Origin of the sequence: Exilibacterium tricleocarpae (assembly GCF_007004655.1) — a bacterium.
GTDB lineage: Bacteria > Pseudomonadota > Gammaproteobacteria > Pseudomonadales > Cellvibrionaceae > Exilibacterium > Exilibacterium tricleocarpae.
This window is the reverse complement of the sequence record NZ_ML660091.1, coordinates 198,193-216,598: the sequence shown is the minus strand read 5'-3', so window position 1 is coordinate 216,598 and position 18,406 is coordinate 198,193. Positions and strand designations below refer to the sequence as shown.

Annotated in this window: 16 protein-coding genes; 10 read left to right on the top strand and 6 right to left on the bottom strand. The window is 57.5% G+C overall.

Going from position 1 to position 18,406, the window contains the following annotated elements:
* Positions 1-27: 27 nt before the first annotated feature.
* From FKG94_RS09145 to FKG94_RS09130, 4 genes are all read left to right on the top strand, one after another.
* Positions 28-1,614 carry an FAD-binding oxidoreductase gene (locus FKG94_RS09145; RefSeq protein ID WP_142903915.1) on the top strand — a complete coding sequence of 529 codons (1,587 nt, stop codon included), beginning with the start codon at positions 28-30 and terminating at the stop codon, positions 1,612-1,614.
* A 4-nt stretch (positions 1,615-1,618) separates the two neighbouring features.
* Positions 1,619-2,542 carry an alpha/beta fold hydrolase gene (locus tag FKG94_RS09140; protein WP_218943487.1) on the top strand — a complete coding sequence of 308 codons (924 nt, stop codon included), beginning with the start codon at positions 1,619-1,621 and terminating at the stop codon, positions 2,540-2,542.
* Positions 2,543-2,751: 209 nt separating this feature from the next.
* Positions 2,752-3,117, top strand: coding sequence for a hypothetical protein (locus FKG94_RS09135; protein ID WP_246125052.1), 366 nt, complete (start codon positions 2,752-2,754; stop codon positions 3,115-3,117).
* Positions 3,110-3,496 carry a hypothetical protein gene (locus FKG94_RS09130; RefSeq protein ID WP_142903914.1) on the top strand — a complete coding sequence of 129 codons (387 nt, stop codon included), beginning with the start codon at positions 3,110-3,112 and terminating at the stop codon, positions 3,494-3,496. The genes FKG94_RS09135 and FKG94_RS09130 overlap by 8 nt, the downstream gene beginning before the upstream one ends.
* 411 nt (positions 3,497-3,907) lie before the next feature.
* Here FKG94_RS09130 and FKG94_RS09125 read toward each other — a convergent pair whose 3' ends face one another.
* Together FKG94_RS09125 and FKG94_RS09120 are read right to left on the bottom strand one after the other, a co-directional pair.
* Positions 3,908-4,843 (bottom strand): DUF1838 family protein, encoded by a 936-nt coding sequence (locus FKG94_RS09125; RefSeq protein WP_142903913.1) that lies wholly within the window; start codon positions 4,841-4,843, stop codon positions 3,908-3,910.
* Between the two features lie 65 nt (positions 4,844-4,908).
* The gene (locus FKG94_RS09120) at positions 4,909-5,817 is read right to left on the bottom strand and encodes a hypothetical protein (RefSeq protein WP_142903912.1); all 909 of its coding nucleotides are present in this window, start codon (positions 5,815-5,817) and stop codon (positions 4,909-4,911) included.
* 280 nt (positions 5,818-6,097) lie between these two features.
* Between FKG94_RS09120 and leuC the strand changes: the two genes are divergently transcribed.
* Together leuC and leuD are read left to right on the top strand one after the other, a co-directional pair.
* A complete protein-coding gene (leuC, locus tag FKG94_RS09115; RefSeq protein WP_142903911.1) occupies positions 6,098-7,504 on the top strand; it encodes a 3-isopropylmalate dehydratase large subunit in 1,407 nt (468 codons plus the stop codon).
* Positions 7,501-8,127: a 3-isopropylmalate dehydratase small subunit gene (gene leuD, locus FKG94_RS09110; RefSeq protein ID WP_142903910.1), complete on the top strand. Its 627-nt coding sequence runs from the start codon at positions 7,501-7,503 to the stop codon at positions 8,125-8,127. The genes leuC and leuD overlap by 4 nt, the downstream gene beginning before the upstream one ends.
* A gap of 56 nt (positions 8,128-8,183) precedes the next feature.
* Here leuD and FKG94_RS09105 read toward each other — a convergent pair whose 3' ends face one another.
* The gene (locus tag FKG94_RS09105; RefSeq protein WP_142903909.1) at positions 8,184-9,374 is read right to left on the bottom strand and encodes a CaiB/BaiF CoA transferase family protein; all 1,191 of its coding nucleotides are present in this window, start codon (positions 9,372-9,374) and stop codon (positions 8,184-8,186) included.
* A gap of 457 nt (positions 9,375-9,831) precedes the next feature.
* Here FKG94_RS09105 and FKG94_RS09100 point away from each other — a divergent pair, with 457 nt between their 5' ends.
* The 3 genes from FKG94_RS09100 to FKG94_RS09090 are packed head-to-tail and all read left to right on the top strand — an operon-like array spanning position 9,832 to position 13,310.
* Positions 9,832-10,767, top strand: coding sequence for a hydroxymethylglutaryl-CoA lyase (locus FKG94_RS09100; protein WP_142903908.1), 936 nt, complete (start codon positions 9,832-9,834; stop codon positions 10,765-10,767).
* Positions 10,768-10,791: 24 nt separating this feature from the next.
* Entirely contained in the window at positions 10,792-11,895 is a 1,104-nt protein-coding gene (locus tag FKG94_RS09095) for a nitrilase-related carbon-nitrogen hydrolase (RefSeq protein ID WP_142903907.1), read from the top strand.
* Positions 11,892-13,310, top strand: a complete 1,419-nt coding sequence (locus FKG94_RS09090) for an aldehyde dehydrogenase family protein (protein WP_142903906.1) — start codon at positions 11,892-11,894, stop codon at positions 13,308-13,310. The genes FKG94_RS09095 and FKG94_RS09090 overlap by 4 nt, the downstream gene beginning before the upstream one ends.
* A 12-nt stretch (positions 13,311-13,322) precedes the next feature.
* Here FKG94_RS09090 and FKG94_RS09085 read toward each other — a convergent pair whose 3' ends face one another.
* From FKG94_RS09085 to FKG94_RS09075, 3 genes are all read right to left on the bottom strand, one after another.
* Positions 13,323-14,147 (bottom strand): GntR family transcriptional regulator, encoded by an 825-nt coding sequence (locus tag FKG94_RS09085; RefSeq protein WP_246125050.1) that lies wholly within the window; start codon positions 14,145-14,147, stop codon positions 13,323-13,325.
* Between the two features lie 18 nt (positions 14,148-14,165).
* Positions 14,166-15,104: a LysR substrate-binding domain-containing protein gene (locus FKG94_RS09080; protein ID WP_142903905.1), complete on the bottom strand. Its 939-nt coding sequence runs from the start codon at positions 15,102-15,104 to the stop codon at positions 14,166-14,168.
* A gap of 217 nt (positions 15,105-15,321) precedes the next feature.
* Positions 15,322-16,704: a hypothetical protein gene (locus tag FKG94_RS09075; protein ID WP_142903904.1), complete on the bottom strand. Its 1,383-nt coding sequence runs from the start codon at positions 16,702-16,704 to the stop codon at positions 15,322-15,324.
* Positions 16,705-17,694: 990 nt separating this feature from the next.
* On the opposite strand from FKG94_RS09075, the gene FKG94_RS09070 reads away from it, so the two are divergent.
* Positions 17,695-18,255: a carboxymuconolactone decarboxylase family protein gene (locus tag FKG94_RS09070; RefSeq protein WP_142903903.1), complete on the top strand. Its 561-nt coding sequence runs from the start codon at positions 17,695-17,697 to the stop codon at positions 18,253-18,255.
* Positions 18,256-18,406 lie beyond the last annotated feature (151 nt).

The following is an 18,406-nucleotide window of genomic DNA, read 5'->3' as shown; positions in this document are numbered from 1 at the left end:
GCTTTATGGTATTGAGGAGATATTTCTATGACTGCGCACGCACCCCCGGAAAGTGAATTACCCAACGCCCTGGCGACCATAGTCGGCCCACAATTCTTACTGACCGATGCGCAATCCTGCAGCTTTTACGCCCAGGACGTGTTTACCAAAGACCTGCCGGCGCTGGCCGTGGCGCAGCCGGCCGACACCGGCGAACTGGCGGCGCTGGTCAAGACCACCGTTGCCGCCGGTCATGCGGTGATTCCTCGCGGTGGCGGTATGTCTTACACCAGCGGCTATGTGCCCGCCGGCGCCGGGGCAGTCATTATCGATATGAGCCGTATGGATCGGGTGGTGGAAATCAATGCCGAGGACATGTATGTCACCGTAGAGTGCGGTTGCACCTGGAAGGCTCTCCACGAGGCATTGCAGGGGACCGGCCTGCGCACCCCCTATTGGGGCACGCTGTCCGGCAGTAAAGCGACCGTCGGCGGCGGGTTGTCGCAAAATTCGGTATTTTGGGGTTCCGGGCAGTACGGTTCCGCAGTCGATTCGGTGATTGGTCTCGAAGTGGTATTGGCGGACGGTTCGATCGTAAAAACCGGTTCCGGGGCGCAGCGCAACAGCACGCCGTTTTTCCGCCACTTCGGTCCCGACCTGACCGGCTTGTTTACCTGTGATACCGGCGCCCTGGGTTTCAAGGCCGTTGCCACCCTGCGCCTGATACCGGAATTGCCCGCCAGGCGGTTCCTGGCGTTTGACTTTAAAACCGCCGCCGATGCCCTGGCGGCCATGAGCGCTGTCGGGCGTCGCGGCCTGGCGATGGAGTGCTTTGGTTTCGATCCCTTTTTACAGGCCCAGCGTATGAAGCGCGAGAGCCTGGCCAAAGATGTGAAAGCACTGGCCGGCGTTATGAAGTCGGCCGGCTCGGTGCTGGGGGCGCTGAAGGAAGGGGCCAGAATTGCCGCCGCCGGTCGCGGTTACATGGACGATGTCGATTATTCCGTGCAGATCATTATCGAAGAGCGCAACGAGGCTGCCGCCGCGGCCCTGGCTGCCGAGGTGCGGGTGGTGGGCGAGCAGTTTAACGGGCGCGAGATAGAAAACAGCATTCCCAAAATCACCCGTGCCAATCCCTTCGGGCCGGTCAACAATATGCTCGGGCCGCAGGGCGAGCGCTGGGTGCCCATCCACGGTTTGTTTCCCCATTCAAAGATTCGCGCAGCCTATGAAGCGGTGGAAGCGTTGTTCGCGCGCCATCGCGCGGCGATGGACAGTTACGATATCGGTGTCGGCTACCTGTTTGCCACAGTATCGACCAATTGTTTTGTACTCGAACCGGTGTTCTTCTGGCCCGATGCCATGACTGAAATCCATCAGCGCAGCCTGGAACCGGACCACCTGGCGCGGTTGCAGGGTTTTCCGGAACATCTCGAAGCCCGCGCGGCGGTGACAAAGATACGCGATGAGATGACGGCACTGTTTACCGAACTGGGCGCGGTGCACTTGCAGATCGGCAAGCACTATCAGTATCGCGAGGGCATCAGGCCGGAGAACTGGCAACTGATACAGGCGATCAAAGCGGCGGTGGACCCGCGGGGCTGTATAAACCCGCAGTCACTGGGTTTGGAGTAGCACGGTGAGCCGCCGCAATTATGTGACGCTCGATGTAAATACACCTCCCAGTGTCTCGCCTGGCAGCCGGGGGGCCCAACCGGCGGACAACGGCCACTGGCAGATTCACTATCGGGAAGCGGGCGAGGGTGTCCCGTTGGTGTTGCTGCATCCCTCGCCGCTGTCATCGGCGTTTATGGAGCCGCTGTTGTCGCTGTTTGCCCAACGGGGACGGGCCATCGCCTGGGACACCCCCGGTTACGGCCAATCGGACCCCCTGCCGGCGCCCGGGGTTGGACTGGCTCCCTATGTGGAGGCGCTACACCGGTTTATCGGGATTCTCAAACTCGACCGGCCGGTAATCTACGGCTCGGCGACGGGAGCGCAGATTGCCATTGAATACGGTAAAGCCTACCCGCGCCACACCCGTGGCCTATTGCTGGAGAATGTCGCCTGGTTTTACGACGATGAACGGGAAGCGATGATGGAGCCGTATTTTCCGGACCTCACACCCCGCGCCGACGGTAGCCATTTTGCTGAAACCTGGCATATGGTCAATCAGCTCTACCGCTACTTTCCCTGGTACGATACTTCGCCGGAGACGCTGGTTAACAGCGCCGCTGTACCGGTAGACGTGTTGCATAAAACCGCGCTGGACTACCTGCGGGCGGGGCCGGACTACGACCTCGCTTATCGTGCGGCGTTTATCAACGAGCGGCCCGAGCAGTTGCAGCCGTTACGGGTGCCGACGCGTATCCTGCGCTGGCGTGACAGTCTGTTGAAAAAATACAGTGATCGCCTGGATGCTGCGGAGTTGCCGGTGTCTATTGAGATGCGCTTTGCCGACAGCGGGCTTGAGGCGCGTTTTGACGGGCTGGATACTGCGCTGGGGGAGTTGTTGGGTGGGGCCTCGTGTAGGCACACTGGCACCAATTATCGAAAGAATTAAGCAGCAGATTGGTAGTACTGACATGGTGTCACAGCGAGCTTCCGATAATCGTATAAAGGATTTGCGTGCCGTGTCGCTGCTAAGTGACCGCTTTGTTCCACAATTCCTGGCCAATAACGAGGAGGAAGGAGGGCGCCGTCTACCGAGTTGCAAGTTTCCATTCTGCCGACGCAAGGCCTTTAATGCGGTGGTCGAGTGATTGAAATATAATGCAAGTTAATATCGAGCATCCCTCTCGGGGTAAAGTAGAAATGGCATCTAACCACATTCCCGACCAACGCACTTACGCCTTTCACCTGAAGGCCAGTGAGATATTGCGGGAGAAACCTGAACGAATGGATGAAGTACGCAGTGTTTTAGATCACTGGCGAGCAATGACTGGAACACAAGCAGAAGGCTGGGCTGAAAAATGGCAAGCGCTTATCAAAGATTTAGAGGTATCTGAGATCGCAGACTTAATTTGTAACTCTGGCGAAGAAATGGACTTTTATCGAAAAAGCAGTCCCTTCGCTTGCCTGCTATCAGATGCAGAGCGTATGGAAATAATACAAAGGATTAAATTCGACTATGAATAAGGCACAACTCGAGCACATTCTTCTTTCTGCCGCTAAAGTGGGAGGTGGTCGAGCTGTAACTGGATATTGCCTCGAGGTTCACGGCCTTGCCGTAGCTAAATATGCGGCAGGTAGAGAGAAAGATCATATTTTTCTGGCTGTTATGATCAACAAAGGTATGTTAAGAAAAAAGGAATTGATGAACCGCGTATGTAAGACTAAATGCATTCAACTACAATGCATTATTGACCGAATAAAGCGCGATTTTAAGAAATACGCAAGTAAGCATCATGACTTTGGAAAATATGTGCCATCGTCTGCGCAAGTATTGCCGAGCAAAACTGACATAACCAAGCAACAGTTTATTGCAGCAGTAAAGGAGAGGAAAAATATAATTTGAAAAGCTTAGCTACCACTGATATTGAAGCCCGTGGCTTACCTTCCGGCTCCTGCTCTAAGGTAGGGTGATGTCGTTGCACTGTGGATGTAAATTCTAGTGCTTCGACCAGGAAGTAATTTCACTTCGGTGGCACTTAGGTCTCGATCCGGGCTGATTAAGGAGACCAAAACCCGTTTTGAGGTGAAAAGATTCACTGGTCAGAGCACTAGCTTACTAAACTGCAAACTGTAGCAGCCTGGTGGCAAGCAGGCGGAGTGCGCTATTGGGCGAGTGCCTCTTTTAATGGTGTCTGTTTTTACCTCGCCATTTGCATCAATTAGATAGAAAAACGGCGAAAAAATCCCGAAAATCAAGTTGTTCACGCCAATAAAAGAGCAGCTTCGCCGTCTGACTGATTAGTATAAACAGGACTTAGTGGCCACCCGGTTTACCGTCACTTTTATCGCCACGCTTGTCGATTATCTTCCTCATATAAGTCCAGCTGGTCTCATTCGGGCGCTGGTCGTCCACCGGCGGCGCGTGGCGGTAGGCCGGATAATTCGCGGCGATTTCCCGCTTCATCAATTCCGGCAGCTCGTCCCAGCTTTTTAACTTTGCCCCGACCGCATTGAAATAGAGCAGGCCGGCCCGGTCGCCCATTTCCATCCAGGGTAACCAGCGGGAGATACGCACCCAGGCGATATTGGCGTAAGCCGTGTGCCGGTCAGCATCCAGTAACTCATCGATATCGCCGTTGAAATCGAAAATTTCAGTGGCATGGTAAGTACCGCCCACATACTTCTGGTAATCGCCGCCGAGCGGGTTGGTATAGAACAGCGGCACTTCGAAGTTCATAAACCAGGTCTTGTTGATGACCCGGGGTTTGAACGCCCTGGTTTTGCCGTCGGCGGTTTTGCCAAAACTCGGGCGCTGGTTGACCGGATCGTTGGCAACGTGAATCACCGCCACTTTGGCATCGGTCCAGGGGTTTTCCCACTCGCGCAGCACCGCGCCGGTAACGGGGTCGAGATACAGCATGATTTCCCGGGATACCAGCCGGTAACCGATGCCCCGCTGTTGGTCCGTGACGGTGCCGCACTGACGCACGTTCATCCCCAGCAGGTTAAAAAGGTGCTTGTCCCGCTCGCCGGGTACCCGGGCGTAGGCGCGGCCGTGCCAGACGTAGGTCATCTCCTTGCCGTCCTCCAGCGAGCAGTGCAGCTTTCGCTGTGCTTGCACATAACCCTCTGCGGTATTGAAATCAATTTTGTCGGCGGCGGCGATTGTCAGCGGTGATAGCGTCACTGCCAATAACACGTTTTTTATCAGGGTGAGTCGTTTGCGACCCGCGCCTCGTTTGCTCTTCATGTTTCATCTCCAGCAGTTTTGTGGGATTTCGTTAGACGGCTCTTTATTTGTTACACGGTTCTCTGTTATGCGGTGTCTTGCCAGGTGGCGCTTTCAATCAACTCAATCACTTCCCCGGCCGCACCGCGCAGACAGACCGTTCGCGCGCCACCATAGGGCGGATCGAATTGCACCGATGGTGTGTCCGCCAGCCCCGGCACATCGTCCAGGTTGCGCACACTGAAGCTGACCATGGCAATGCCCGCCGGCAGGTGGCCGGGACGGGGCAGGGCGGGGGTAGCCGCGGCGAGTTGGTCGATTTCGATCAAAGTGTCTCCGGCCAGTTGTAGAGTTGCGACCGGATGGCGTTTATCGACCGGGTAACCATAGGCGCGATTGACGACGGTAATCTTGGTTTCGAAGCACAGCCCCCGGTTATCGGCGATGGCTTCATACTCCGCCAGCGCCCGATGGCGCTCGTGGCAGCACAGTACCGGAATAAACAGACTGTCGACCGGGCAGCGGGCCCGGGGCAACCGGAACGGCGGCGCTTCACCGTTGATCTCAGTGAGGTAGAGCACCTCGCCGGCCAGGCCGGCCACCTGCATGGCGCGGATATTATCGCTCACATCCAGGTTTGCCGGCGGTCCGATAATCGAAAACGGCGCCACCCGTAATTTCTGCCCCAGTGTGTCGACGTCAGTCACACAGACTTCCAGCGCCAGCCAACCCGTGTGACGCAACGGCTGCGGCGGCGGGCACTCCGGATCTTCGATAATTCGCAACCAGGGTTTACCCACCCGGTTTTCCAACACCCAGTAGCGACACCCCGCCAGTGCCGGAGCCCCCCAAACTGCCGCCAATTCATGACTCAGAACACCCCGGTGCCCGACCTGTTGCCCCAGGTGATCGGTGTAGCTGGCAACTGTTTCACTGCCGCGGTCGGTGACGAGTGTGCCCATCAGGGCAGTCAGACTCGGACTCGTTTCGCTCATGGATGGTTAATTGTTAAGGCTTTTAAATTTAAAAGTTATAATACTATATCAATAATTCATAAATCCAATATTTTCTCAGAGCGATTTCATCCGCAGCCGAGGTCCAATTACTAACAGGGCAGGTAAAAGTAAGTTGCCGGGCCAATTTTATGAATAAAGACTCTACTCTTATAAAATACTAAAATATAATGATATGTATATATATCAAAAATGGCACTTTAAATACTATGTGCCTCAAATACAGCGCCGACAGTGATTGTGAAGGAGACCAGCCGCAACCATGGGCAAGACCTTGTTCGAGAAAATCTGGGATGACCACCTGATCGAGGCGGCGCCGGGCGATGCCGGGCTGCTTTATATCGATCGCGTGTTTCTGCACGAACGCACCGGCGCCATTGCCCTGCAAAGCCTGGCGGAGGAGGGCCGTTCGGTGCATTGTCCGGAGCAGGTGTTTTGTACTATGGACCATATCGTGGATACCTTTCCCGGTCGCGGCGACCGCACCCGGATGCCCGGCGGCGAGGCTTTTATTCAAACCACCCGCAACAGCAGCCATGCCGCGGGGATCAATCTCTTTGATATCCACGACCCCCGCCAGGGTATCGTCCATGTGGTGTCGCCGGAACAGGGCATAGTGCAGCCCGGGTGCACACTGGTTTGTCCCGACAGCCACACCTGTTCGCAGGGGGCACTGGGCGCGCTGGCCTGGGGTATCGGCTCCAGCGAGGCGGAGCACGCGCTGGCCACCAAGACGCTGCTGATCAACCGTCCCCGCACTATGCGGGTCACCTTCGAAGGTGAAGTCGGGTTCGGTGTCGGCGCCAAAGATTTGATTCTGCATTTGATTGCGAGCCACTCTGCGGCCGGCGGCGCCGGCTATGCCATCGAGTTTGCCGGTGCCGCCGTGACGGCGCTGGATATCGAAGCCCGGCTGACACTGTGCAATATGGCGGTGGAGTTTTCCGCATTTACCGGGCTGGTGGCACCGGATGAAAAAACCTTTCGCTTTCTGCAAGGCCGGCCCTATGCGCCCCGCGGCGCGGCCTGGGAACAGGCGTTGGCGCACTGGCGCACACTGCGCAGCGATGCCGATGCCCGTTTTGATCGGGAGATCACGATCGACTGCACTGGCGTTGCCCCTACGGTGACCTGGGGCACCAGTCCCCAGCAGGCCTGTCCCGTCAACGGCGTGGTACCGGCTCCCGCCACCACCGGTGACAGCCAGGCGGCGAAGTCCGCACAGCGGGCGCTGGTTTATATGGATTTGCAGCCGGGGACCCGGTTGACGGATATCCCTATCGATGCGGCATTTATCGGCTCCTGTACCAACAGTCGTCTCAGCGATCTGCGCGCTGCGGCTGCCGTCTTGCGCGGGCGTCGGGTGGCCGCCGGGGTGAAAGCGATCTGTGTGCCGGGGTCCTCCCAGGTGAAACGCGCCGCCGAGGCCGAGGGGCTGGACCGGGTGTTTACCGATGCCGGGTTCGAATGGCGCGAGTCGGGATGTTCCATGTGTTTCTATGCCGGCGGTGAGAGCTTTGGTTACCGCGAGCGCGTCATCAGCAGCACCAATCGCAACTTCGAAAGCCGCCAGGGACCCGAGACGCGCACGCACCTGGCCAGCCCCACCACGGTGGCGGCTTCGGCAGTGGCCGGCCGCATCGCCGATGTGCGGGAGTTTGCGGCATGAGAAAATTTACTCGCCACACCGGCATCGCCGCACCCTTGCTGCGGATCAATATCGACACCGATGCCATTATCCCCTCCCGGGAAATGAAACGGGTTTCCAAGCACGGGTTGGGGGAGGGACTGTTTGCCGGTTGGCGCTATACCGAACCGGGCGGGCGGCAACCGCAGCCCGACTTTGTCCTGAACCGACCGGAGTACAGCGGCGCCAGCATTTTGTTGTCCGGTGCCAACTTCGGCTGCGGCTCCTCCCGCGAGCACGCGGTCTGGGCGCTGAAAGAGTACGGCATTCGCGCGATTATCGCCGCCGGGTTCGGCGCGATCTTTTACGGCAACTGCGTGCGCAACGGCCTGCTGCCCATCGTGCTGCCGGAGGCCGCGATCAAAGAACTGGCAGCCGAGGTGACGGTCGATCCCCGGTGCCGGCCGCTGACTATCGACCTGCAACAGACCCTGGTGCTGACTCCAGGCGGCACCAGCCACCGATTCACCATAGAGCCGGCTCCGCAGGCGATGTTATTGGAGGGGCTCGATCCGATCGCCGTGACCTGGCAGCAGCGCGAGCAGATCGCGGCTTTCGAAACGCGGTATCGACGGCGCCGGCCGTGGTTGGTTATCGAGACTTGAACAGCGGCAAAAAAAAGCGGGCGCAAAGCCCGCGGTAAGCAGTCGGAAAACAGTTTTTATAAAGCGTGCACGATACCGTCGCGCACCAGTTGATCGATATCGGTTGTCTCATAGCCCAGTGCCGCCAGCGCTTCACGCGAGTCTTGCCCGGCGCCGGGTAAATCGCGCCGCAGGCCGAAGCGCTGCCCATCCACTTCCAGCGGCAGGGCCGGCAGTTTGGTCTGCTCGCCGCCGGGCAGTGTTACCGGCAGCAGGCCGTCGCCGTGGTTGAGGTGGGGATCGGTAAACAGATCGGCCGGTTTGTTGATAGGTGCGAAGGGCAGACCGCTGCGATCCAGTTTCGCCATCAGCTCGGCCTTGGGCAGGCGGGCAAACAGCTCACTGATCACCGGCAGAATATGTTCGCGCCGGGCGACGCGGCCGTTGTTGGTGGCGAGACTGGCATCGGCGGCGAAGTCGTCGAGTTCGAACGCGCTGCAGAACAGCCGCCACTGGGTATCGCTGACCACACCGACAAACACCTGCTCGCCATCGGCGCAGTGGAAGATATCGTAGATTGCCCAGGCGGAGCTGCGCACCGACATGGGCGGCGGCGGCGTGCCGGTGACCGCCTGCTGCGCCATATGCTGGCCCACCATAAAGGCGGTGGTCTCGTAGAGCGAACTGGTCACCTGGCGGCCGCGTCCGGTGCGGTGGCGCTCCTGCAGTGCCGCCAGGATACCGATGACCCCGAACATACCGCCGGTAATGTCGATAACTGAGGAACCGGCGCGCATAGGCCGCTCGGGCAGGCCGGTCATATACGCCAGGCCGCCCATCATTTGCGTCACTTCATCGAGGGCGGTGCGGTGTTCGTAGGGACCGCTGAGAAACCCTTTCAGGGAACAGTAAATCAAACCGGGGTTGAGCGCCGCCAGCTCGGCATAGCCGAGACCCAGCTTGGCCATGGCATCGGGGCGGAAATTTTCGATCAGGATATCCGCCTTCGCCGCCAATTCGCGGGCGATACGGTGGCCGGTCTCGGACTTCAGGTCGATACAGAGGCTCTGCTTGTTGCGGTTGTACATGGCGAAGTAGCCGGCACCGGAGCCCTGCAGGCGCCGGGTGTTGTCACCGCGGAGCGGCTCCACTTTGATGACCCTGGCGCCCAGGTCCGCCAGGATCACGCCGGCGGTTGGCCCCATGACCATATGAGTGAATTCCACGACCTCAATGCCGTCCAGGGGGAGCGTCTGTGTGTCTGTCATAATGCCTCTGTCACCGTGCCTTACTGTATCCTTGTCGCGCGCGCCCTGTCTCTAGCCAAATCCTATAGGCCCCCGATATTCGGGGCGCCGGTTGCCACGTCTTTCAGGTTTGGCTGTGCGCTTTCTTGAATTTATGATATAACAATATATCAATAGGTTTAAATTGTAAAATGCATCTGTGGCGACTGGATGAGAAGTGGGGGTTGGTTGATGCGGTATGTGGTTGTTGAGGGAGTGAACTCAGAGAGGGGCTCGAAGAAACGAAGTGGCACCATTCCAGGGGGACACAACTGAAGTTATGTCCCCGCACTGTGCCACCGCGAGAGGGACTTCGACCGCCACCATGGCGATTTGGAGTTATTTGCCTTGAGTACTATTCAAGTCAGATGGCGGTTGAGTGAACGGGTGAGAATTTACCTGGAAGTCGGGTTAGAAATCAGATGGGAAGTCGGGTTAAATGGCAGAGATAGATATTGAAATCAGCGAGGTGGCGCCACGGGACGGTTTGCAGAGTATTGCACCCATCATGCCGACCGCGGCTAAGAAAACATGGCTCAGCGCCCTGGCCGCGGCAGGCATTCCCGAGATCGAAGTGGGCTCCTTCGTGCCCGCCAGATTGCTGCCGCAACTGGCCGATACCGCCGAACTGGTGGCCCACACCCGCGTATTGGCAGGGCCGAAGGTGGCCGTGTTGGTGCCCAATCTGCGCGGCGCAGAAAACGCTGTCAAAGCCGGTGCCGATAAGATTACCCTGCCACTGTCGGTCAGCGAAACGCACAGCCTGCGCAATGTCAACCGCACCCACGCCCAGATGCTGGAGGAAGCCAGGCGTATTGCCGAATTGATTGGGACACTGCCGCCAACCCGACGCCCGAAGTTTGAGGGCAGCCTCTCCACCGCGTTCGGTTGCACCCTCGAAGGGGAGGTACCTGAGTCCCGGGTGGTGGAGCTGGCGGAAGCACTGATGGCGGCCGGTTGCGATGAGGTGGGACTGTCGGATACCACCGGCTACGCCAACCCGGTACAGGTAAAGCGCCTGACCCGCAAGGTTTGGGCGGCAGTAGGGCGCGAACGTCTCACCGGTATCCACCTGCACAATACCCGCGGCCAGGGCCTGGCCAACGCACTGGCGGCGGTAGATGTCGGTCTCACCACGGTGGATGCCTCCATGGGTGGTATCGGCGGCTGTCCCACGGCGCCGGGTGCCAGCGGCAATATCGTCACCGAGGACCTGGTGTTTCTGCTGGAGGCCATGGGTCTGAGAACCGGCATCGATTTCGAGGCGCTGCTGGCGGCCCGGCGGGTACTGGCCGAGGCGTTGCCGGAGGTGCCGCTATACGGTTTTACGCCGGATGCCGGCCTGCCCAAAACCTTCGCCCCTGCGAATGCCTGATCCGCTTGTTTGAGGAGCGCAACCATGCCCGTAACCACGTCTGTCCAGTCTACACCCGGCGCGTCAACCCAGGCCCCGCCAACCTATACCGCCCTCGCTTTACAGACCACGTGCCAGGCGGTCAATCGCCTCAATTCCCGCGCCGAGGCGCGCAAGCGGATGGCGACCACGATTGCGCACCTGGCGCAACTGATCAGCGGCAGCAAGGGTTTTATCACGGCCTTCAACGGCACCGATACCCGGCTGGTGGTATTGCCGGAATATTTCCTCACCGGCTTTCCCATGGGTGAAAGTATCGAGGGCTGGTCGGCAAAAGCCTGCCTGGATATGGACGGCCCGGAGTATGACGCCCTGGGCCGTATCGCCCAGGACAATGCGCTTTACCTGTGCGGTAATGCCTACGAACTCGACCGGCATTTTCCCGATCTCTATTTCCAGACCAGCTTTATTCTCAATCCCGGCGGCGACGTCATACTGCGCTACCGGCGCCTGGTGTCCATGTTTGCCCCGACGCCCCACGATGTGCTGGATCGCTACCTGGATATCTACGGCGCCGAGGCTTTGTTTCCGGTCGCCGATACCGAGATCGGTTGCCTGGCGGCGGTGGCTTCCGAGGAGATTCTCTATCCGGAAATCACCCGGGCGCTGGCCCTGCGCGGTGCCGAGGTTATCTGCCACAGCTCCAGCGAAGTGGGCAGCCCGCTCGCCACGCCCAAGAATATTGCCAAGCGCGCCCGCGCCTACGAAAACATGGTGTATGTGGTGTCTGCCAACAGCGCCGGTATCGCCGGTATTGCCTTTCCGGGGGCCTCCACCGACGGCCACTCGCAGGTGGTCGATCCCCACGGTCGTGTGCTGGGGGAGGCGGCGGGTGGCGAGTCCATGTGCGGCAACGGCGAGATCGAACTCGAGGCGCTGCGCTGGGCCCGGCGCCGGCCGGGTATGGCCAATGTGCTGGCGCGCCAGCGGCTGGAACTGTTCGCCTCGACCTACGCCGAGAGCAGTATTTATCCGGCCAACAACATGCTCGCGGCCGGCGAGCCGATCAAACCCGAGCGCTCTCATTTTATGGAGACACAGCGGCGGGTCATCGCCAAACTGATTGCGACAGGAGTGATTAAGGCATGATCCAAACGGTGAGAAACCCCCGCACCGGCGAGCGGGATTACACGTTTGAACCCGCCGATGGGGCTCGCATAGCCGCTACCTGCGAACGCCTGCGCCGGGGTCAGGCGGCATGGGCGGAGGCAACGCCGCCGGCGCGGGCGGCGGTGTTGCAGCGCGGGAAGGCGGCGCTGCAGGCGCGTCGAGACGAGATTGTCGCAGCGCTGTTTTGCGATACCGGACGCATGCGGGAAACGTTGCTGGAATTCGACGGCGTCTGCCGCGCCATCGACCGCTGGTGCGACTGGGCACCGCCCTGGCTGGCGCCGCAGTCGCCGGTAGCTACCACTGTGCCGTTTCTGCAGGTCGCCGCCCAGGATGTCGCCTATCCACTGGTCGGTGTTATCAGTCCCTGGAATTTCCCGCTCCTGCTGTCTTTAATCGATGCGATCCCGGCGCTGCTGGCGGGCAGCGCGGTGGTGATAAAACCGAGTGAAGTAACCCCGCGCTTTATCGAGCCGGTGCGCCAGGCCATAGCGGCAGTGCCGGAATTGGACGCGGTGCTGGCTTATGAAGCGGGTGCCGGCGCTACCGGCGAAGCCCTGATCGGCGCCGTGGATACGGTGTGTTTTACGGGCAGTGTGGCCACCGGCCGCAAGGTGGCTGAGGCGGCGGCAAGCGCGTTTATTCCCGCCTTTTTGGAATTGGGCGGCAAAGACCCGGCGCTGGTGCTGGCCGATGCCGATGTCGAGCGCACCAGCGCGGCCCTGGTGTGGGGCAGCATGAGTAATGCCGGCCAGGCGTGCCAGTCGATCGAGCGGGTCTACGTCCAGGCACCGCTGTTCAATACGTTGGTCGAGAGCCTGGCTGAGCGCCTGTCGTCATTGCGTTTTTGCACCGGCACCGACCCTGCCGCCGGTGAACTGGCCCCGGTGATTGCCGCCAGCCAGGCGGGGATACTGCAGGCCCACCTTGACGACGCCGTCGCCAAGGGCGCCAAGGTAGTCTGCGGCGGCAGGATAGAAAATATCGGCGGTGGCCTCTGGTGCCAGCCCACATTACTGACCCGGGTCGACCACAGTATGCTGGTAATGACCGAGGAAACCTTTGGACCGATTTTACCGGTGATGGCGTTTGGCGAAGAGGAGGAGGGTATAGGTCTGGCCAACGACTCGCGTTTCGGGCTCTCCGCGGCGGTATTCAGCAGTGACCGGGCCCGGGCCCGGGCGGTGGCGGCGCGCTTGCAGGTCGGCGCCGTCAGCATCAATGACTCGACGCTGACAGCGGTTATGCACGAGGGTGAAAAACAGGCCTTCAAGCTGTCGGGTATGGGAGGGTCACGCATGGGGCGGGTTTCGCTGCGCCGTTTTGTGCGCCGCAAGGCGCTGCTGGAAAATACCGAGCTGGCCTGGGACCCCTGGTGGTATCACCAGGCCTGAGGACGGGGTATCTCAGCGCGTTTTTTTCAACGTGTCTTCAGGCGTGAGATCCATCTGGTACTGGAATCGATCAGGCCGATAGAGCACGTGCAGGTAGTCCACCAGTTGCTCGCCGGGATCGAACGAGCGGCGCACCAGGCATAACAGCGGAACGCCGGACTCGGTGTCCAGTGCCGCCGCCACTTCCGGCGTCGCCGCCATGGCCGTCAGCGTCTGGGTGACGTGGGCAATTTCCAGCCCCTGGTCGCGAAAGATTTCCAGGCGCGGCTTGGTTTTCAGCGTTTTCGGGCCGATCTTCCTGGTGATACCGCGGGTCCAACTGGAATAGTAGCCAAACGGCTCGCCGTCGCGGCTGCGGACCCGGATCACCCGCAGCGCAGTTTCACCGTCGGGCATTCCGAATTCGCCCCGTATTTCGGCCGGCGGCTGTAACTGGTCGAGCACCAGCACCTCGACATCAGTGCGCCGCGCCATACTCTCGATTTCCTGCAGCATGCCGATCAGCGGCGCCTTTACCGGCTGCGGCCGGTATTCGTAGGTTACGTGGGTGCCTTTGCCGCGGCGGCGTTCCACCAGGCCCTCGGCGGCCAGCTCGTCCATGGCACGCTTGGCGGTGATACGCGAAATATCGAAACCCTGGGCCAGTTGCTGCTCGGTGGGCATCTGGCTGCCGTTGGGCAGGGTGCCGTTGAGTATATTGTTTTTCAGCAGGGTGTAGAGCTGGTGGTAGAGGGGAGTGGGGCTATCCTGGCGCAGTGAGCGGCGCTGCTGCTCACTGAAAAGCGATGTAATGGGGTCCATAGTGGTGTCGGCCAAATGTTCGGTTGTGCTAATCATATAACAAAGGCCGGGTTTTTAGTACATTTGCGGTGTCTGGTTCGTATCGTTGTTCTGACCGCATAAATCTATATGTTCAGCGATGTAATCAATCAGGCTGCGGACCCGCTCACTGGCGGCGTTATCGGCGTAATACACCAGCGAGACGGGGATGGGCATATCGAGCAGTTTGTTTTTCAGCAGCGGTATCAAGCGACCGGCTTTGACATCACGCCTGACCGTAAAGGCCGACAGACAGGCAATGCCATTGCCTTGCAGCGCCAACTGTCGAAGCGATTCGCCACTGTCGGCCAATACGGCGGGGGTGACGGCCAACGGGGTTTTATCGGGGCCCAGGACGGGCCAGGTATTCAATTTCTCGGGTTTGGTAAAGCCCAGGCAACAGTGATCCCGGAGGTCCGCGGCGCTGCCGGGGACACCGCGGCGCTCGATGTAGCCGGGGGCGGCATAGATACCGCGGTAAGTATCGCCGATCTTTCTGGCTGTTAAGCTGGAACTTTCCAACTCGCCGATACGAACGGCGATATCGACTTTGCGCTCAATCAAGTTGATCGTCGATTCGCTGGACTCCAGCACCACCGTTATATCCGGGTAGCGTTCATTGAAGCCGGCGATCAAGGGGGCGATGGCGTGCAGGGTGAAAGGGGTGGCGGCATCCACCCTGACAATGCCCCGCGGGCGACCCGTTTCCTCCAGGAAATGTGCCTCGATGGCATTGATGCCGGCAATAATCCCCGCAGCGCGATCAAACAGCCACTGGCCCTCCTGGGTCAGGCTGATATTGCGGGTCGTGCGGTTTAGCAGGCTGCTGCCGAGCTTGGTTTCCAGCCGCTTCAGGCTGCGGCTAACCACGGAAGCTGCCAGGTTGAGGCTGTCTGCGGCACGGCTAAAACTGCCGTTTGCGACAATGGCGTTAAACAACACCAGTTCGTCTATGGTGACCTTGGTTGTTTGCACGCCTGCTACCTCGACTGTTGCCGTTAAAGCAATAGATTTTTAGCATTGCGGGCATTTTTGTCAATTAGACGCAATTCGGGTCTGATAGAGCGCTATCAGGGCTGGTAGGTTTGAAAGGAAGTCGAACAGGGAAATTCTATTCGTGGCTACCAGCGGAAGTGGGACATCCACCTCCGCTTGCACTGTTTATCCCACCGTGAACAGGTCGGATAAGTAATTACGGCAACTTGAAAACACGATGTTCGGTATCGCCCTCCAGGGACTGCGGTGCCATTTCAATCCCATCAACCTGGAAACGAAACTCGCCTGCACCAGTAAAGTCTTCATAGAAACGATACTCGCCTCTTGCATTAGTGAATGTACGGTATTTGATACCGTCCGCGATCACAACCACTTCTTTTCCGCCCAGGGCTTTACTGGATCGACTGACTAGCGAGCCCTGTAATCCCGGTGCAAAGCCGGTTTCTATCGGGGCAAATGCAAACGTTTTATAAATAACGTCGTAGTAAACCCGCATGGAGGTTGGACCTGTGTAGCCATAGGCTGGACCACCAATTGTTACCGACGCCGATTCCGACGTGCCGTTTGTATTGGAGCGGGTATCTGTATCGGTCCAGGTCCATTTTCCCGATACCTTAATTTTTGTTTCAAAAATGGTGATGAAGTTCAAAGTGCCTGATGTTGATAATCCAACACTGTATTCATTCTTTACGGAAGATGAACTCACGTTGCCATGGGAGTAGGTGGCTGTAAAACTTAAGTTCGATACGGGATCTCCGGGCGCATAGGGCGGCTCGTAGGGGAATGTGGTGTACAGTGATTTAAATCGTGAGGTGTCTATCGGGGCTGATTCATCACTAAATGCGTAGGCCGCCAGTATATCGTCATAGTCGTCTGTCGTAATACCATAAGCTGCCAGTCGGTTTACTACACCCGGTGGCATTTGCGCGGGGTTCCGCAAATGTCCTACGTATACGTATTGAAGTTCCATAACTGCATTTTCATCCACGGTCCATTCCCCGGCGGAGGGTTCCATGGTTAAATCCAGCGTAGGGCCAAGCCACAACCAGATCTGATCGCGATTGTGATCGATGCCATCCACCGCGGGGCCACCACGGCTGATTTGCAGCGAAGCTGTTTTCTTGATGTCCATAACTTCGCTGTCTGTAGTACCTCTCCCATAACCAAAACTTCCACTCGTCGAGCCGCCGGAGCCGAGAAACCCCACTTTTGCTTCCACAGTAACAGAATAATTGTGGTTAAAGGAGTTGCTCGATGACATACTGCTACCCAGCGAGCTTTGTGAGCCATAACTCACAGAACTTGTGCTGCCGCCTCCCTGTGTTCCCGGTGGTGCGTAAACGGTTGTCATAATTTTATATTTCGGTGTGACCTCGCCTGACGGCGGCGGTGGGTCTGCAGGCACCAAGCATGGGCCGAACATAGCATTTTCGCCACATATTTTGATGCCCTGCTTGCCATCTTTAAAACAGGTAACCGTCCACCCCGGTGGCGTACAAAACGCAAATACTTGCTGCGTAAAAGCAAATAGTGCAATCAATAGCACAGCGTGTAGAAATCTTACATTGATGTTTTTCATGACTTGCATCCTCCTGCAAACGATCAGATGGGATACTTCAGAATACATTCAAATTGATTTGATCAGTTGATTATTAACCTCCTTTGTTATTTATGACGCTGTCAGCATTACTCATTGGCAAACTTTACGGCGAGACTAAACGGTCGAACAAATAGCAGGCAATTTAAGTGTCAGCACTTAAAGGACGATTGATATTAAACATCGAAATGACATTAGATTTAGAAATCTTCGCAGTGAGATTCCGTGATCTATAATGGAATGTTGTAGTTTTAATAGATTGTCAGAACGTACCATAATTTATTCGAGCCGTCTTGCAACTATTTTTAGACATGAAACCTTATTTTTAATTTATTTTTGAATAACAGGTTAATAGTTGACTTTACCCTGGCGCTTGCTTCATTTTCTCGAGCAGGAGTAGTGTTAACCGGTGCAGTAGAAAGCTATCGCAAAGAAAGCCGTTATTGCATCCAAGGTAAAACCTTGACTCAGCGAAGGCACGCTGTTTTTAATACATTTGAATGCACTATTAAAGTTCACCACAGAATCAGAGCAAGTTCAGCTCGTCAGAATTTCCGTTATCATAGACGCCACCACCTCTCCCGATGGTAGAGTTATGCGACTAAAAATTTTCTTAATTGAGTACCCACTATCGCTTCTTGAAGCATTCTCAAAAATATATTCTTCGACATCAATTGTGAGAGAGAATGAAAAAATCCAAGACTTTTTAACATGTCGCTGTCCAGTATTTTCTCTGGTCAAAAATGCACATCTGATTGTTTTCTGAGAATAAAGTTGGATCGGAGTAACTGTTCAAGAATTTCAAACAAAACACAGCTATTGCTTTGTTGGCTACAGAGCATGCATATTCGGTTCTTTTAAAAATAGCATTGATCTAAAGACTCAACAATATTACATTGCAGATGTTTTCGGCCGGACTGGCGCCGGTCTGCCCGTTCCGACACGGCAATTCAAAATTTCAAGGAGCCGCCCATGTCTCGTATTGAGCCTTTGACCCTCACTCAATTGGACGCCGAGCTACAGGCAATCATGTCCGCCGGTGAGGACATGATGGGATTCACACCCAACGACGGCCTGATTATGGCCCGCAAGCCGGCGTTGCTGAAAGCGCTGCTCGGGTTGGTGCAGGCGGTGTACGAGCCCGGCTCGGTCCCCATAGGGTTGAAAAAGCTGGTGGCATTGATGACCAGTAGTGCCAGCGGCTGCCGGTATTGCGAGGCCCACACGGGGTTCGGCGCACTGCGCGTCGGTGTCGATGAGAACAAAGTCGCCGCCATCTGGGAATATCCCACCCACCCGCTGTTCGACGCTGCCGAACGGGCGGCGCTGGACTTGGCCAGGAACGCCGCCATGGTTCCCAACGCCGTAACCGACCAGGATTTTGCGGCGCTGCGCGAGCATTTTACCGATGAACAGATTATCGAACTGGTGGGCGTTATCTCTCTGTTTGGTTTTCTTACCCGCTGGAATGCCACGCTGGCCACCGATCTCGAAGCGGAGCCCGAGGATGGTGTGCAAGGGCTTATAAAATAACCTGCCCAATGGATCGGCGTTACCTGATGACAGAGGTCCTGGTTTCGGAAGGTCTAACACAGTCACCCCCGGCGTGAACCGGCCAGGGTGGCACGATCTTGCCCTGTTAAAAAGCCTTATTAAAGCCCGCAATAAACCGGAGCCAGCCCGA

Excerpts from the sequence above, each read along its gene's own strand:
- FKG94_RS09105 (WP_142903909.1), bottom strand. The coding sequence starts at position 9,374 with ATGACAGACACACAGACGCTCCCCCTGGACGGCATTGAGGTCGTGGAA.
- FKG94_RS09070 (WP_142903903.1), top strand. The coding sequence starts at position 17,695 with ATGTCTCGTATTGAGCCTTTGACCCTCACTCAATTGGACGCCGAGCTA.
- leuD (WP_142903910.1), top strand. The coding sequence starts at position 7,501 with ATGAGAAAATTTACTCGCCACACCGGCATCGCCGCACCCTTGCTGCGG.
- FKG94_RS09095 (WP_142903907.1), top strand. The coding sequence starts at position 10,792 with ATGCCCGTAACCACGTCTGTCCAGTCTACACCCGGCGCGTCAACCCAG.
- FKG94_RS09100 (WP_142903908.1), top strand. The coding sequence starts at position 9,832 with ATGGCAGAGATAGATATTGAAATCAGCGAGGTGGCGCCACGGGACGGT.
- FKG94_RS09090 (WP_142903906.1), top strand. The coding sequence starts at position 11,892 with ATGATCCAAACGGTGAGAAACCCCCGCACCGGCGAGCGGGATTACACG.
- FKG94_RS09120 (WP_142903912.1), bottom strand. The coding sequence starts at position 5,817 with ATGAGCGAAACGAGTCCGAGTCTGACTGCCCTGATGGGCACACTCGTC.
- FKG94_RS09135 (WP_246125052.1), top strand. The coding sequence starts at position 2,752 with ATGCAAGTTAATATCGAGCATCCCTCTCGGGGTAAAGTAGAAATGGCA.
- FKG94_RS09075 (WP_142903904.1), bottom strand. The coding sequence starts at position 16,704 with ATGAAAAACATCAATGTAAGATTTCTACACGCTGTGCTATTGATTGCA.
- FKG94_RS09085 (WP_246125050.1), bottom strand. The coding sequence starts at position 14,147 with ATGATTAGCACAACCGAACATTTGGCCGACACCACTATGGACCCCATT.
- FKG94_RS09125 (WP_142903913.1), bottom strand. The coding sequence starts at position 4,843 with ATGAAGAGCAAACGAGGCGCGGGTCGCAAACGACTCACCCTGATAAAA.
- FKG94_RS09130 (WP_142903914.1), top strand. The coding sequence starts at position 3,110 with ATGAATAAGGCACAACTCGAGCACATTCTTCTTTCTGCCGCTAAAGTG.
- leuC (WP_142903911.1), top strand. The coding sequence starts at position 6,098 with ATGGGCAAGACCTTGTTCGAGAAAATCTGGGATGACCACCTGATCGAG.
- FKG94_RS09145 (WP_142903915.1), top strand. The coding sequence starts at position 28 with ATGACTGCGCACGCACCCCCGGAAAGTGAATTACCCAACGCCCTGGCG.